14 protein-coding genes and 1 tRNA gene are annotated in these 14418 nt (G+C 64.3%); 10 read left to right on the top strand and 5 right to left on the bottom strand.

All coding sequences use genetic code 11. The features are described 5' to 3' along the window. Positions 1-47: 47 nt before the first annotated feature. The 3 genes from AC5RVY_RS05940 to AC5RVY_RS05930 form a co-directional block, all read right to left on the bottom strand. Complete coding sequence (locus AC5RVY_RS05940; RefSeq protein ID WP_493953796.1) at positions 48-980, bottom strand: glutaminase; 933 nt, start codon at positions 978-980, stop codon at positions 48-50. Then, positions 977-2572, bottom strand: coding sequence for a PucR family transcriptional regulator (locus tag AC5RVY_RS05935; protein WP_493953795.1), 1596 nt, complete (start codon positions 2570-2572; stop codon positions 977-979). Before AC5RVY_RS05935 ends, AC5RVY_RS05940 begins: the two co-directional genes overlap by 4 nt. Before the next feature lie 279 nt (positions 2573-2851). Next, on the bottom strand, positions 2852-3760 hold the full coding sequence (locus AC5RVY_RS05930) for a patatin-like phospholipase family protein (protein ID WP_493953794.1): 909 nt from the start codon (positions 3758-3760) through the stop codon (positions 2852-2854). A 345-nt stretch (positions 3761-4105) separates the two neighbouring features. Here AC5RVY_RS05930 and srmL point away from each other — a divergent pair, with 345 nt between their 5' ends. From srmL to AC5RVY_RS05915, 3 genes are all read left to right on the top strand, one after another. Continuing rightward, the gene (gene srmL / locus AC5RVY_RS05925) at positions 4106-5224 is read left to right on the top strand and encodes a PheS-related mystery ligase SrmL (RefSeq protein ID WP_493953793.1); all 1119 of its coding nucleotides are present in this window, start codon (positions 4106-4108) and stop codon (positions 5222-5224) included. 733 nt (positions 5225-5957) lie between these two features. Beyond that, the gene (locus AC5RVY_RS05920; protein ID WP_493953792.1) at positions 5958-6446 is read left to right on the top strand and encodes a hypothetical protein; all 489 of its coding nucleotides are present in this window, start codon (positions 5958-5960) and stop codon (positions 6444-6446) included. Positions 6447-6617: 171 nt separating this feature from the next. After that, the gene (locus tag AC5RVY_RS05915; protein WP_493953791.1) at positions 6618-7109 is read left to right on the top strand and encodes a RidA family protein; all 492 of its coding nucleotides are present in this window, start codon (positions 6618-6620) and stop codon (positions 7107-7109) included. Positions 7110-7180: 71 nt separating this feature from the next. On the opposite strand, the gene AC5RVY_RS05910 is transcribed toward AC5RVY_RS05915, so the two are convergent. Next, positions 7181-7270: transfer RNA gene (locus AC5RVY_RS05910), tRNA-Ser, on the bottom strand. A gap of 316 nt (positions 7271-7586) precedes the next feature. Between AC5RVY_RS05910 and AC5RVY_RS05905 the strand changes: the two genes are divergently transcribed. From AC5RVY_RS05905 to AC5RVY_RS05890, 4 genes are all read left to right on the top strand, one after another. After that, a complete protein-coding gene (locus AC5RVY_RS05905) occupies positions 7587-9074 on the top strand; it encodes an HNH endonuclease signature motif containing protein (protein WP_493953790.1) in 1488 nt (495 codons plus the stop codon). 112 nt (positions 9075-9186) lie between these two features. Continuing rightward, entirely contained in the window at positions 9187-10245 is a 1059-nt protein-coding gene (locus AC5RVY_RS05900) for a zinc-dependent alcohol dehydrogenase (protein WP_493953789.1), read from the top strand. Between the two features lie 3 nt (positions 10246-10248). Then, complete coding sequence (locus AC5RVY_RS05895; protein ID WP_493953788.1) at positions 10249-10647, top strand: 6-pyruvoyl trahydropterin synthase family protein; 399 nt, start codon at positions 10249-10251, stop codon at positions 10645-10647. A 4-nt stretch (positions 10648-10651) separates the two neighbouring features. Further along, the gene (locus tag AC5RVY_RS05890) at positions 10652-11773 is read left to right on the top strand and encodes a glycosyltransferase family 4 protein (RefSeq protein ID WP_493953787.1); all 1122 of its coding nucleotides are present in this window, start codon (positions 10652-10654) and stop codon (positions 11771-11773) included. Positions 11774-11833: 60 nt separating this feature from the next. Here AC5RVY_RS05890 and tadA read toward each other — a convergent pair whose 3' ends face one another. Then, positions 11834-12340: a tRNA adenosine(34) deaminase TadA gene (tadA, locus tag AC5RVY_RS05885; RefSeq protein WP_493953786.1), complete on the bottom strand. Its 507-nt coding sequence runs from the start codon at positions 12338-12340 to the stop codon at positions 11834-11836. 61 nt (positions 12341-12401) lie between these two features. Between tadA and AC5RVY_RS05880 the strand changes: the two genes are divergently transcribed. The 3 genes from AC5RVY_RS05880 to AC5RVY_RS05870 are packed head-to-tail and all read left to right on the top strand — an operon-like array spanning position 12402 to position 14402. Next, complete coding sequence (locus AC5RVY_RS05880; protein WP_493953785.1) at positions 12402-13304, top strand: phosphatase PAP2 family protein; 903 nt, start codon at positions 12402-12404, stop codon at positions 13302-13304. Positions 13305-13346: 42 nt separating this feature from the next. Beyond that, the gene (upp, locus tag AC5RVY_RS05875) at positions 13347-13982 is read left to right on the top strand and encodes a uracil phosphoribosyltransferase (RefSeq protein WP_493953784.1); all 636 of its coding nucleotides are present in this window, start codon (positions 13347-13349) and stop codon (positions 13980-13982) included. Between the two features lie 45 nt (positions 13983-14027). Next, on the top strand, positions 14028-14402 hold the full coding sequence (locus AC5RVY_RS05870; RefSeq protein ID WP_493953783.1) for a glyoxalase superfamily protein: 375 nt from the start codon (positions 14028-14030) through the stop codon (positions 14400-14402). The last annotated feature ends 16 nt before the right edge of the window (positions 14403-14418 follow it).

The following is a 14418-nucleotide window of genomic DNA, read 5'->3' as shown; positions in this document are numbered from 1 at the left end:
CTAACTGGGGTGGGGAAAGTTTTTTGGGGGCTTCCCTGGCTGCAGTCTTAAAAGACTGACCAGCCGGTGCGGTCGGACAGATCGGCGAGGGCGGCAGTTCCGGCAACGGAGTTTCCCTTGGCGTCCAGCCGCGGGCTCCAGACGCAGATGGTGCACTGGCCTGGAACGATGACCAGGATGCCGCCGCCCACACCGCTCTTGCCGGGAAGGCCCACCCGGTAGGCGAACTCACCGGCGGCGTCGTACATGCCGCAGGTCAGCATGATGGAGCCCACCCGTTTGGCATCGCTTCGGGACAGGACGGGACCAAGCCTTCCTTGGCCTTCCCGGGCCAGGAACAGACCGGCCTGGGCGAGCTCAACGCAGGTCATCATGATGGAGCATTGGCGGACGTAATTTTCCACCACTGATTCGGCGGTCTGCTTCAGGTTGCCGAAATTCTTCAGGAAATGGGCCAGGGCCAGGTTCCGGCTGCTGCCCAAAAGCTCGCTGGCTCCCGCCGCTTCATCGATGAATGGGCCGGTGCTGCCGGACTCTGCGGTGAGGAACCGCAAAAGTTGCGTGGCGGCGTCGGATGTTTCTTCCATCAGGTGGTCGGTGACCACCAGGGCGCCCGCGTTGATGAAGGGGTTCCGCGGGATTCCGTGTTCCACCTCCAGCTGGACCAGGGAGTTGAAGGCGGTCCCGGAGGGTTCACGCAGTACCCGGGTCCATAGCCTGCCCGTTGTGTCGCCCTGGAGTGCCATGGCCAGGGTGAACACCTTGGAAATGCTCTGGATGGAGAAGGGGACGTGCGCGTCACCGGAGCTGAAAACCTGGCCGGATGTGGTGGCGACGGCTATCCCGAACTTATCGAAGGGCACGTTTGCCAGGAACGGGATATTCGCCGGGACGGAGCCGGTTTCCCGCCGCGGCCGGTGGCCGTGGACGAGGTCGTCGAGGAGGGGGCCGAGCGGCGGTGCCTCAAGTGCTGTAGTCATTTCCTGCCCGATTGTTGTGTGGATGTTCCGGCCCGTTCCTGGATGTGGAGCAGGGCCACGAGCGAGTCCCGGGGGTTGCCGAAGTCCAGGCCGGTCACCCTGGATGCCTTGCTGATCCGGTAATAGACCGTGTTTTTGTGCAGTTTCATCCGTTGGGCGCATTCCGCGACATCAAGGGACGATTCGAAGTACATCCGCAGGGTCTCCGCCAGCTCAGCGTCCTCGCGGAGGAGGGCGGAGAGGCTGCGGTGGCGGAACGGCGAGGACGAAAAATTCCGTACGGCCTCGCGGAAAAGGATCTCTCCTTCGAAATCATCCACGGTGGCCACGGACGTGTGCCCGGACCTGCCCACGCAGCCCAGGAGCGCCTCCGTGATGCTGGTGATGGAGTGGAGGGACACCAGATCCGGGACCACCGGGCCCACGGCCGCAAACGGGGTGATGCCCAGGTGTTTGCCGGCATCCCGGACGATGGCTTCGGCCAGGCCCCGGAGCCCGGCTTCCGCTGCTGCGGACTGCAGGGCGGGGACAATCACGGCAGTGTCCCCCTTGAACTGCCCCACGATTGCTGATGCTTTGTAAGCAGCCGCGTGGATTGATGCCAGGTTTGCGAGCTCGCCGTGCTTCAATGCGGCGTCATCGGCCTGCGCTTCTGCGTCCGAAATTCCGATCAGGATCAGGGCTGCCGGCCGCTCCGCGGAGATCTTCTCGCTGTGTGCGCTGGCCGCGGCCTCCGCGGGGCCAGAGAGGATCCGGGTGACGCGGTCCTCGCGCATATGCACGGACTGCTGGTTGCGGTAGCGGATCAGCTCCGCGGAGGTCCTGGCAGCCGAACCTTTCAGGACATGGTCCACGTCGGGGCCGAAGCCGCCGCCCGTTTCCTGCAGCCAGATGTAGCCCATGATCCGGTCCCCGGCGAAGAGGGTGATGGCCACCCGTTCCCGCAGCCCGTCCTGTGGCCTGGCCGGTACACGTACGGGCAGCCGTGTCCCGTGCAGTTCGCGGTAGGCGCCCAGGTCCTTCAGCAACAATTCGTATTTGCGCGGTCCCCGGCGGGCCAGGATGGAGGCTTTCCGAAGCTCATCGATGTCGTTGGAGACGGTGGAGTATGCCAGCACCTTGTTGGCCGCGTCCTCGATCACCACGTGGCTCGATGTCAGCCGGGCAGTGGTTTGCGCGATGGCAAAGAGGTCTTCTTCCAGCAGCGTCAGCACTTCACTCTGGTAGCTGCGCGGCTGGATTCTGTCCTTTGCGATCGAGAGCAGGCGGTCCCAATCGGCAGTCGGGTTCACCAGGAGCAGGCCGGTGCCGGCACCGCGCAGCAGTTCCTCGGCCTCGGAGAGCTCTTCGCGGCTACCCTTGACGGCGACCACTGGCGGCGGGTTCTGCAGGAGCCGCCGCAGTGCGGGCAAAGCCGAGCGCCCGCGAACTCCAATCAAAAGGACAAAGGCGCCGGCGCCGTCGGACGTTTCATCTTCGGCATCGGCGATCAGGAAGCGTTCAATGCTGGAACCGCTCGCCGGGCGGAGAACGAGGCTCGCAAACCCCAGGGGGAGATCCGAGAGGATATCGTCCACCGTAACCGCGGTCATGGGTTCCTTCTGCGTCGATCGGGCCGGACGGCTCTGTCCGGTCAGCCCATGGTATCCAGCCCTGCTGCTACAAAATTTGTAACGGTGCCCCAATTCAGGGGCAGTCTTTCGGTTGGGTGTCCAAGCCGGGAGTTGTAGCGCCGTCCCGGCCTCTTACCAGCAGTGGGGGAGCGGCTGGTGGCTTGTTGGGCAGGGCAACCGGGCCTCTTGGGGACCTGCCACAGCAGGTCCCCAATCAGCTGCCGTCACGCCTGCAGGGTTGAACCGGGTGCGCGGGCGTTAGCGCCAGAAATCCGTAAGCTGCGCTGCCAAAGCCTTGCCCTGCTCGTAACCGGCCCGGGCGGCATGCGGACGAAGCGAGGGATCCATGGCGTTGGCGCCGAACATATGCTCGGAACCGGTGTCCGGGAAGATCGTTTCGACCCTGCTGCCGGCCGCTTCCAACGCGGCGACCTGGGCCGCGAGCTGCACGCCCCAGTGCAGTGGCGCCAATGATCTTCCGCCGAACGGCGAGAGCACCAGCACCCGTCCGTATCCCGCTGCCAGGTCGGCATTTTCGGCATTGGACCGGTATCCGCCGTCGATGTACCGGCTCTCACCGATCCTGTAGGGAAGGCCGCTGGAGCAGCTCGCGGCCACAGCGTCCACCAGGTCCACTCCGCTCTCGCGGTCGAATACCGCCGGGTCACCCCTCCGGGCATCGACCGCGGTGATGAGCACCCTCCGTTCCGGCCAGGTGTGGATGGGGAACCGTGAGGCGACGGCGGCGCGCCACTGTGCCTGCCAGGAGCCGTCTGACGCGGCCTCCAGGTCGAGTGCCGCCGCGCCCATTCTCCGGCGCATGTCAGCCGCATCTTCGGAGGAGGCGATGATTCTGTTGATCCTCTCCAGATGCTCTGCCACGGGCCTTTTCGCAGCCCGTTGCCGGTCGGATCCAACCGGAACAGGCCGTTGTGGGGCGGCGGCGAGGATGGCGGCAAACAGTTCGGGTGGAGCCGTCCCGGCTATCTGGGCGGCTGCCGTCGAGCCGGCTGACGTGCCGACGGTCAGGTCAGCGGTGGTCACATCCAGCCCGGCGTCGAACATGCCGGCCATGACGCCGATGAGCCAGGCATTGCCTGTCGAGCCGCCGCCGCCGAGGACCAGGGCCCGGCCGTCTCTTGAAAGGGTGTGAGGAGATGAATTCATGGGAGTCGCCTTTCGCGAATTGCCTGTGGTGGCGCTCCCGGTGGCGACTACCTCTGTCGCGCGATCGTGGACTGCAGGGGAGCACCCATTGCGGATACTGCGTTCATGGGACTCACCTCCTGCCGATTGATCACGATCACCCGAAAGTTACCACGGCGGTCAGCGGTGTACAACGGCGCGAACCGCAAACACCCCCTGCTAGCCTTATTTACATGCAGTGCACGCGGCGATTTATCAGCCCCCGACCGGTCACCGGTCGCGAGGGCTTCGAGGCGCACGCCTAAGTCCTGGCGGCCATCTGGATCGGGGGAAGACTACCGACCCAACCAAGCCGAGGACTTACCAATGACCACATATTTGACCCTCACGGAGCTCCGCGACGCACTGGCCCTGCGGGACCTATCTGATCCTGCGCAAGGCCGCCATGCCATGCAGGAACTGCTCGTCAACGTGACAACGGCACTCACGAGCTATTGGAACGTCCCTGCCCGGACAGTTCGCAACAGCCCGCTGGTGTCAGTCAGCGACAACTACGACACATTGGGCTTCGATGCATCCACAGTGACCCGGGACCAAAGGTATTCGCGGTACGTCAGTCCAACAGTGATGCTTAGGAGCCACACGTCGGCCTCAGTTCCAGCGCTGCTGAGAAATCTGCCAGCAGATGCGCCGTTGGACGAGCTGATGGTGATGCCGGGGCTCGTTTACCGAAGGGATGCCATCGACCGCACCCACGTTGGGGCGCCCCACCAGGCGGATCTGTGGAGGATATCTTCCTCTCCCAACCTGACGCCGTCGGACCTGGAATCCATGGTGGCTGTTCTTGCGGACGCGGTCTTGCCGGCCGCAAAGTGGCGGCTGACACCCGCCGTGCACCCCTACACGACCCACGGTTTCCAGCTGGACGTGTTGGTTGGCGACGAATGGCTGGAATTGGCTGAGTGCGGAATGATGGCAGGCCATCTGTTCGCCGATGCGGGCCTGGATCCAGCACGGTGGTCCGGCCTCGCCCTTGGCATGGGGTTGGACAGGGCGCTGATGCTGCGCAAAAGAATCCCCGATATCCGGCTCTTGCGCGCCCCCGATGAACGCATCAAGTCCCAGATGCTGGATCTGAGGCCCTGGCAGCCCGTATCCCTGCTCCCGTCCATTCGGCGGGACATCTCGATCGTCGTCGCAGGATCTTTCGACAGGGAGATACTGGGTGACGAGGTCCGTCAGGCGCTTGGCCCCCGCATCGACGATCTTGAGTCGGTGGAACTGTTGGGGCTGACGGGCTACGAAGACCTGCCGAGCGCTGCCAGGGACCGCCTGCAGATCGAACCAGGGCAAGCCAATGCGCTCATCCGGGTTACCCTGCGTCCCATTGAACGGACGTTGACGGCACCGGAAGCAAATCAGATCCGAGATGACATCTACAGGGCACTTCACCAGGGACGGGTCATGGAGCTCATCTCGACCTGAGCATCGTCAGTCAGGACCGGCTGAGGGTCCTGTAGGCGTAGGACCCTCAGCCTTTCGCCGGAAGCATGAGAGGTGGGGCGCGTACCCCGGCTTCAGGAAACGCGTACCTGTTACTCGGGCGCCCACCAGGTAGAGACCGTAGGGTCAAGACCGGAGCTGGCGACGTGGTGTTCGCCTGAGACCACGGATGCCTCCCCCAGCCGTCGCCAGCTCCACACCTTCGCGATCAGCGGTAGATGCTCCATGACGGCGCGAACCTCAAGATTGCAGCAATAAGTCCTGATGATGGACAAAATTCCTTCCGCATGACCCCCTTGGTTTCCTAGAGTGTCCGTACAAGAACCGGGTTTTCCCAGAAACGACTACGTCAAGGGGGACGCAATGGGCAAAAGCAATCCGCTCGCGGCCAAGGAAACACTTACAGCGGCCCCGGTTCGAACTCCTGTCCCCGCTCCGCCCCGGAAGCGCTTGGCGAGGCCCCATGCAGTACAAACTCCGCCTTCCCGGGGCCGGGAACATGAGGTGCAGCGGCTGATACGTGACCTCGCCGCGCTGGCAGCGAACCACCGTCCACAGGTTTCGTAAGACGTAGTCAGGGTGGGCGGCTGCAACCGCACTCGTCGTGGGCAAAACCGGTCAAGGATGGACCCAGGGTGTCGCGGTTCCAAAGACCCTATCCCTGGGGGTCCTGCCCGCCGTACCCTTGGTCATCCATCACCCCAAGGAGGCAGCCATGCGCACAGCAGAACCAACGACTGAAACCGAGCAGGTCCATCGGCTTTCCGAAAACCTTCTGAACCATTTGGCCAAGGGCAGGGAATGGGCCACGCCTGGGGTGCAGGGTGCGCTTCAGAGAGCCGTGGCGGGGCTGGATTCGGGCATTGAGACAGCCTCCCCGCGCCTCCAGGCGGTTCTGCGCCGGGTGACGGAAGAGCTTGCCGGCGGCGTGGAGACGCTTACTCCCCGGGTCCAGGAACAGCTGAGGCGAGTAGGGCCGAAAGCGCCTGCACAGGTAAGGAAGCCCGTTCCTGACCGTCCTGTCCGCTCGGCGTCAAGCCTGTGGTGGTGGCTCTTGGGGCTTCTGGCAGTAGCGGCGGCCGGGTCGGCCGTCTGGCGCTCCATGCAGGCTTCCAAGGAAGAACCTGCGCCCTCGCTGAGTGCACAGGAAACCGAGCGCATGGATCCTGATGCCGAGGCAGACCTCACCGCCGGCCGGATGTAGGAAGGGCCGCTGATTCCAACCACCGGTGAGGGCCTCAACCAGCTGGTCGAGGCCCTCGGATGCTCACTGCATCGCTGTTTTGGCGCATGGTCCCAATCGCCGGGGGAGTTTAAGTCAGTGGGTTTTCTACTCCGCTTCCCGTGATTTTGCATATGCCCGGAGGATTACAGCATGACGCCAGAGCAGAAGCTGGCCGCGGCAGGATTGACGTTGCCGGCCCCGCATCCGGTGGTGGGAACCTTTGCCCTCGTCGCTCAACGTGGGGACGTCCTCTACGTTTCAGGGCATGGGGCTTTTGCAGACGGAGAGCCCATCCATTGCGGCAAATTGGGATTGGACCTTACAACAGCCGAAGGAAAAGAGGCTGCGCGAGCCGTCATGCTTGCCCTGCTCGGCACAGTGCGTGACCGTATCGGCGGACTGGGCCAAGTCACCGGTTTCATGAAGGCCCTTATCTTTGTGAACAGCACATCCGAGTTCGTCGAGCACCATCTTGTTGCCAATGGCGCCACCGAAGTACTTGCGATCGCGTTCGGCAAGGAGCGGTTGCCAGCCCGTTCGGCTATCGGCGTCAGTTCCCTTCCGTTCGGCTTCGCCGTGGAGATCGAGGCGATTGTTGAGGTCGCGGACGCTGCGGCAATAGGAGGTTCAGGAACTTATTGATTGCGTCGCAATTTGCGGTAAACAAAAGACCCCGGTGGCCCTATCTACAAGGGAACCGGGGTCTTTCTCTCTGGCGGTGACGGTGGGATTTGAACCCACGTTGGCTTTTACACCAAACAACATTTCGAGTGTTGCACCTTCGGCCGCTCGGACACGTCACCAACCTCAATAGGGTACCGGAGCAAGGCGCCCATCCCCAAAACGGGGCGGGCCATATGCGGAACTTCAGTTCTGCGAGCCTGCCCTTTCGCGGCATTTACGACGGCGATCGGCTGGGTTTGATGACGGCGATTGGCTCGGGCTTGGCGACGGCGATCGGCTGGATTTGCAGGCGGTGAAACTTGCGTGCCGCGCCCCTGGAGCTCTGTAGGGCTTAGTCAGTTGGGCGCCGAGGGAGGCATCAAAAAAATTCACGAAAGTCTTGGCCGGACGTGCTCAGGGCCCTGTTTTGTCAGACCCCCTCACGATGATGGAGGTATGGAAGCGAAGCCGGTGGTGGTGCAGGCGGAAGGCGCGGTGGATGCTGCTGCTGCGGCATTTATGGCTGCGCTGGGTGGTGGAGTTCCTGCCGTTCCCGGTGGTGCTTGCGGTGCCGTCAGCGACGATTCATCCGGGTCAGTTGATGATGATCCGTTGCAGCGGGTTGCGGATGCGGCATTGGATGTTCTAGCCGCTGTCGGGCGGTCGGAGGCGAAGATCGCGGCGGTGAAAGCCGCGGCGGTGGCGGTGCTGGCCGGGGCGATGAAGGCGTTGGACGGCCCACCTGCCTCGGCGTATGAGTCGGCGGGGCAGGAGCGGAGCCTCGTGGCCGAGGTCGGGTGTGTGTTGGCAATTGGTGACCGCGCCGCCGGTGCATTGCTGGCTGAGTCCCACGCCCTGACCACCTCCTTGCCCCGGACGCTGGCGGCGCTGCAGGCCGGGACGATCTCCTGGGCGCATGCCAGGACCATGGTGGACCAGACCGCCAGCTTGGACACGGCTGCAGCCGCGGCATTGGAGGCACACTTCCTGGACCCCGATGTGCCGGACCCGGCACGAGGGTGCCCTGTCGGGGAGATGCCGGCGTACCGGTTCAAGGCCAAAGCCCGGTGCTGGCGGGAGCGGCACCACCCGGAGAGCCTAAAGAAACGGCACGCCAAGGGTGTCGCGGACAGGCGGGTGGAGTACTGGCCGGACAGTGACGGGATGGCGTGGGTCGCCGCGCACCTTCCCGCGGACCAGGCCACGGCGATCTGGAACCGGCTCACCGCCATCGCCCGCGGGCAGCAGGGCCCGAACGAGGGCCGCACCCTGACCCAGTCACGGGCCGACATCTTCTCCGAAGCGCTCCTGAACAGCGGGGCAGACGGCAGCGCCGGGCCGGGGTCCTCAATCCGGGCGCAGGTGCTGGTCATGGTGCCGGTGTTTTCGCTGATGGGATTGACCGATGAGCCCGCGGTGCTGGACGGGTTCGGGCCTATTCCGCCCTCGATGGCACGGGACCTGGTCGCGAACGGGGCGGGTTCGTTCTACCGGGTGCTGGTGGACCCGCGGGACGGGGCGCCGCTGGAAATCGGCCGCACCAACTACCGGGTGGGCACCGCGATGCGGAAATGGCTCATGCTCCGGGACGGCAAATGCCCGTTCCCCGGCTGCAACAACAACTCCCTCGACAACGAGGCCGACCACATCCTCGCCTGGCACCAAGGCGGCACCACCGGAATCAGCAACCTCGGACAACCCTGCCCGAAACACCACAAACTCCGCCACACCAGCGCCTGGAAACCCACCCCCGCCACCACCACCGAACCACCCGGCTGGACCTCACCCACCGGCCGGCACTACAAAAGCGAACACCAGGACTGGGAACCACCCCACTGGCCGGAATCTGTCTCGTCGCAGAAGATCCTTGATCCGCCTGGGAGATTTCCTGCCGGGCACAGGCTGGAATCACGCAATGAGGTGGTACGTGACCATGCTCGGTGATGACGCCTGCCTTTCTTATGGAATGCCCGCTGGGGGTGAAGCAGCCGCAATGCGGGATGAACCGGTGTCCAACTTTCCCCAAGGCACTCGGCCCGCTAGATTCATCAGCACGATGACTAATTCACGTGCGCCAATACATGCAACGGCTTACTGGACCACAGCCCGGGAGCACGGCGAGCTGCGGCCCGAGGAGCTGCCCGCTCCCGGTGAGGGCGAGGCCCTGGTCCGTACTTTGTACTCGGGCATCAGTAAAGGCACCGAGATGGTGGTCCACCGCGGCTCAGTCCCGCCCCGCGTTGCAGAACAGATGCGGGCTCCACACCAGGAGGGCCACTTCCCGGGGCCCGTGAAGTTCGGCTACCTCTCGGTGGGCGTGGTGGAGGAGGGACCGGCTGAGTGGATGGGTCAGCGCGTGTTTTGCCTGAATCCGCATCAGGACCGGTACGTGGTGGAGTTGGACTCGCTCACCAAGGTTCCGGACAACGTACCGTCACCGCGTGCAGTTTTGACCGGAACGGTGGAAACAGCGGTGAATGCCCTGTGGGAGGCTGGTCCCCGCTTGGGCGACCGAGTGGCCGTTGTTGGGGCAGGTCTCGTGGGCGGCATGGTTGCCACCCTGTTGAGGACTTTTCCGCTGCAGCGCCTCCAGCTTGTAGACCTGGATCCGGGACGAAAACAGCTGGCAGACAACTTGGGCGTGGAGTTCACACACCCGGATGACGCCCTCGCCGATTGCGACATCGTGTTCCACTGCTCCGCCAGCCAGGAAGGGCTGGAGCGCAGCCTTCAGCTCGTCGGCGATGAAGGCGACGTCATCGAGATGTCCTGGTACGCCAACCGGGAGGTCACGCTGCCGCTGGGAGAGGACTTCCATGCACGACGCCTGTCCATCAGGGCCAGCCAGGTGGGAGTAGTGGCGCGGGCGCGGCGGCATCGCCGGACCAACGCGGACCGCCTGGACCTGGCCGTCTCACTCCTCGCGGATCCTGTGTTCGACGCGTTCCTCACAGGATCGTCACCGTTCTCCGAGCTGCCCGACGTGGTGCAGGAACTGGCGGACGGGACGCGGGACGCACTGTGCCATGTCATTGAATACCCCCAGGACGCCCACTCCAAGAACGCCAACCCCAAGAACACAGTCCGCGAAGCAGCCCCGGAAGAGCAGAGGTAACCCATGTTCAGCCTGACAGTCCGCCGCCACTTTATGATCGCCCACAGCCTTCCCCGGGAGGCTTTCGGCCCTGCGCAGGCCTTGCATGGGGCAACGTTTGTCGCAGAGGTGTCGTTCCGCCGTCGCACGCTCAACGATGACGCCATCGTCCTGGACATCGGCGCCGCCGGAACCATGATTGAAGAGGTGTTGGCTGGCCTGAACTACCGCAACCTGGACGAGCACCCCGATTTCGAGGGCAAGCTCAGCACCACTGAGGCGTTGGCGGAGTACGTTGCCCAGTCCGTGGCGGAAAAGCTGAAGAATGACGACGACGGCGGCCAGCTCGCCGGCATCGACGTCACCTTGCGGGAAAACCCAGACGCCTGGGCAACATTTTCGCTGGAACTCCCCGCCGCCTGATCCAATGCGCTCCCTCCAGCTTCTCGTTCCGGCCAACATCCGCCACAACTCCGGCGGCAACGTTTACAACGCGCGGTTGGTGACGGGTCTCCGCGCTTTGGGCGCCGACATCGAAGTGCTGCCCGTCGAAGGTTCCTGGCCCAAGGCCAGCGCCAAAGAACGACGACGGCTGGGCAGTCTCATCGGCGCCTGGGAACCGGCAGCAGGAACGGCAACCACCGTGAGCGTAGTGGACGGGCTAGTCGCCGTGGACGTCCCGGACGAGCTGGAGCTCGCAGCGAAGGCGGGGCGGGAAACCTGGGTGCTGGTCCACATGCCTGTGCCCGAAGAGTCGGGGGCAGGGGCATTGGAACGCGAGGCCCGTGCCCTTCGCGCGGCGTCGGGAGTCATCTGCACCAGCAGCTGGGCGGCGAACGTCCTCGCCGCACGCCATGGGCTGCAGAGTCTGCGCGTCGCTTTGCCCGGAACGGACAGCGCGCCGCTGGCGGAAGGCTCGGTTCCGCCGCACATCATTACCGTGGCCGCGTTGCTGCCGAACAAGGACCAGTTGCTGGTGGTGGAAGCCCTGGCCCGCATCCAGGAATCCGAGTGGACCGCATCCTTGGTGGGGTCAGACGAGGCAGACCCTGAATATGCCGGGCTTGTGCGTGCGGCTGTCGCCAGGCACGGGCTGGAGGGCCGGGTCCTGATAACCGGTGAACTGAAAGGCCAGGCCCTCGAAGACGAATGGAACCGGGCAGACCTCACCGTCCTGGTTTCCCAGGCCGAGGCTTTCGGCATGGTGGTCACGGAATCGCTGGCCCACGGTATCCCGGTGGTAGTCCGTGCAGGGACCGGCGCTGTGGAGGCCCTGAGCTTTGCAGTACCGGATGGAGGCAACAGGGGACTGCTCCCGGGGACGGCAGTCGATTTTCCGGAACCCGGTGGTTCGGAACATCCGGCACTGCTGGCCGGGGTGCTGCAGGAGTGGCTGCACGAGGCCAGCATCAGGGAGGGGTGGCGGACCGCAGCCCTCGTAACCAGGAACAGGCTGCCGGGGTGGGACCAGGCAGCAAGGATTGTGCTGGGCGCCATCGAGGACACCATCCGCTCGAACACCCCGGCACAGAGGGACGCCGAGCGGTAAATGCCGGTGCCCGCGCAGAAGACCAGCTGGAAAGCCTGCGTGACCGAATAACAGCAAAGCCTAAATCTGCGTCCGGTGCCCCACGAAAAAGTCCCGCAACAGCCCGGCGCATTCGGCTTCCCGCACCCCCGCGTAGACCTCAACCCAATGATTGAGCCGGCGCTCGCGGAGGACATCGAACACCGAGCCGGCGGCCCCCGCCTTCTCGTCCCACGCCCCAAAAACCACGCGGGGAATCCGAGCCAGGACAATCGCCCCGGCACACATGGCGCACGGCTCCAGCGTCACCACCAGCGTGCAATCTGCCAGCCGCCACCCGTCTCCCTGACCGCCGTCGGCCCTTGACATCTCCCGCAACTGCGCCGCCGCCTCGCGGATCGCCACCACCTCGGCATGGGCAGTGGGATCTCCCAGTTCCTCCCGCTGGTTCCGCCCGCTACCCAGCACGCCGCCGTCGGGCCCGATCACCACGGCGCCTATCGGCACATCCCCGGTCACCAGGGCACGGCGCGCCTCCGCCAGGGCAAGGCCCATCCACACGTCATGATTCTTTTCTGCGGAGACCATGGCTCAATGATAGTTTCGAAGGATACCCAGAGCCCGTGACGTACACCCGCCGGGAGGCATAGTGAGCACCGTCCGAGACCGTGTGGACAAGTGGATCAAGCCCTATGCCGCGCTGTGGCTGACCATGATCGTCGGCGGGGCTTTGGTACTCACCCTGGCTTTGCTGGGTGCCGAGGTCTACGCCAATGTGGTGGATGACGAAGGGCTGGCCCGCCTTGATATTCCTGCCTTGGAATACTCGCAGACTCTGCGGAATCCGGAGTTGAATGCCGTCGTCACCACTTTCACCAACGTGGGCGGCGGCATCGGAATGCCGATCCTGGCCAGCATCCTCACTGCCTGGCTTACATTCCTGAACCGGACCTGGCGTCCCATCGTCCTGGTGGGCGGTGCAGCGCTCGTCTCCACGATGGCCACCACGCAAGGCAAGCGCCTGGTGGGCAGGACCCGCCCCGACCACTCAGAGGCAGTGCCGCCCTACGAGTCAACGCCATCCTTTCCGAGCGGGCACACACTGAATACAACAGTGGTGATCGGCGTCCTGGTCTACATCATGTGCCTGCAGTTCCAGATCCTGTGGGCCAGGATCACGGCCATTACTGCTGGCGTCATCTTCATCATTGCCATGGGATTGAGCCGCGTCTTCCTGGGCCACCACTGGCTCACGGACGTCATGGCCGGGTGGCTGCTCGGGCTTGCGTGGGTATGCATGGTGATCCTGGCCCACCGCCTGTTCCATCTCATCCGCAAGCGGGAGCACGCCGGACCGGCCCCCACCTTCGAACATCCCGTCATCCGCGAGGACCACACGGCCGAGAGGGACCAGAGCGCCGGGACGGAGCAGGACAGGGATACGCAGCGGGGCATGGAGCGGGATCAGGCCAGAGACACAGCCGCAGAGTACGACGGCGGCACTTCCGGAAGGCGCGACGGCGGCTCCCCGCGGTCTGGCACAGGCGGCTGACGGCGGGAAAGTGCCCAACACCCCGGGTGATAGTTTTGACCCATGCGCACTCTCGTTGTGGACCACCCCCTGGTCGCCCATAAGCTCACCGTCCTTCGGGACAAAAACACCCCGTCCCCGGTCTTCCGGCAGTTGACGGAGGAGCTGGTAACCCTGCTCGCTTATGAGGCCACCCGCGAGGTCCGCACGGAACCCGTCACCATCGAAACTCCGGTCAGCACGACCGTGGGTACCGCATTCACCAAGCCCACCCCGCTGGTGGTTCCCATTTTGCGCGCGGGCCTGGGCATGCTGGAGGGTATGACCAAGCTCGTTCCCACCGCAGAAGTGGGGTTCCTCGGCATGGCACGGGACGAGGAAACCCTGGACATCATCACCTACGCCGAGCGGCTCCCCGAGGACCTCACGGATCGCCAGATCTTTGTCCTGGACCCCATGCTCGCCACCGGCGGTACCTTGCGCGAAGCCATCAAGTTTCTCTTCAAGCGCGGTGCCTCCGACGTCACCTGCATCTGCCTCCTGGCCGCCCCCGAGGGCCTGGCCAAGCTGGAGGAGGAGTTGTCCGGCGCGAACGTCACCATCGTCCTGGCTTCCATCGACGAAAAGCTCAACGCAAAGTCCTACATCGTCCCCGGTCTCGGGGACGCGGGCGACAGGCTTTACGGCATCGCAGGATAGTCCTCAAGTCTTTCCCGTTCCGCATCCCGCCGCTAGCCTGTGCGAATGGACTGGAAACTGGAACTTGTGTTTGTCCCTGTGTCCGATGTGGACCGCGCCAAGGATTTCTACGTCAACAAGGTGGGGTTCAACGCGGACTTTGATGAGCGTCCCACGGACTCCATCCGCTTTGTCCAGCTGACGCCGCGTGGCTCAGCCTGCTCTATCTGTATAGGGGAAGGGCTCAGTGATGCGCCTCCTGGCACGGGCTCGAACCTCCAGCTCGTGGTTAGTGACATCCACGCAGCCCACCAGCACCTGAAAAACAATGGGGTGGACGTTAGCGATGTGGACGTGCAGGCTTGGGGCCACTTCGTGTACTTCGCAGATCCTGACGGCAACAGGTGGGCCGTGCAGTACATCCCGGGCAGGGAAGGCTGACACAGCGGGAGGCTGA

This window comes from Arthrobacter sp. Ha26, assembly GCF_059091705.1.
Note: the sequence above shows the minus strand (reverse complement) of the source record. Positions and strands in the feature narration are given on the sequence as shown.

Excerpts from the sequence above, each read along its gene's own strand:
- AC5RVY_RS05940 (WP_493953796.1), bottom strand. The coding sequence starts at position 980 with ATGACTACAGCACTTGAGGCACCGCCGCTCGGCCCCCTCCTCGACGAC.
- AC5RVY_RS05935 (WP_493953795.1), bottom strand. The coding sequence starts at position 2,572 with ATGACCGCGGTTACGGTGGACGATATCCTCTCGGATCTCCCCCTGGGG.
- AC5RVY_RS05930 (WP_493953794.1), bottom strand. The coding sequence starts at position 3,760 with ATGAATTCATCTCCTCACACCCTTTCAAGAGACGGCCGGGCCCTGGTC.
- srmL (WP_493953793.1), top strand. The coding sequence starts at position 4,106 with ATGACCACATATTTGACCCTCACGGAGCTCCGCGACGCACTGGCCCTG.
- AC5RVY_RS05920 (WP_493953792.1), top strand. The coding sequence starts at position 5,958 with ATGCGCACAGCAGAACCAACGACTGAAACCGAGCAGGTCCATCGGCTT.
- AC5RVY_RS05915 (WP_493953791.1), top strand. The coding sequence starts at position 6,618 with ATGACGCCAGAGCAGAAGCTGGCCGCGGCAGGATTGACGTTGCCGGCC.
- AC5RVY_RS05905 (WP_493953790.1), top strand. The coding sequence starts at position 7,587 with ATGGAAGCGAAGCCGGTGGTGGTGCAGGCGGAAGGCGCGGTGGATGCT.
- AC5RVY_RS05900 (WP_493953789.1), top strand. The coding sequence starts at position 9,187 with ATGACTAATTCACGTGCGCCAATACATGCAACGGCTTACTGGACCACA.
- AC5RVY_RS05895 (WP_493953788.1), top strand. The coding sequence starts at position 10,249 with ATGTTCAGCCTGACAGTCCGCCGCCACTTTATGATCGCCCACAGCCTT.
- AC5RVY_RS05890 (WP_493953787.1), top strand. The coding sequence starts at position 10,652 with ATGCGCTCCCTCCAGCTTCTCGTTCCGGCCAACATCCGCCACAACTCC.
- tadA (WP_493953786.1), bottom strand. The coding sequence starts at position 12,340 with ATGGTCTCCGCAGAAAAGAATCATGACGTGTGGATGGGCCTTGCCCTG.
- upp (WP_493953784.1), top strand. The coding sequence starts at position 13,347 with ATGCGCACTCTCGTTGTGGACCACCCCCTGGTCGCCCATAAGCTCACC.
- AC5RVY_RS05870 (WP_493953783.1), top strand. The coding sequence starts at position 14,028 with ATGGACTGGAAACTGGAACTTGTGTTTGTCCCTGTGTCCGATGTGGAC.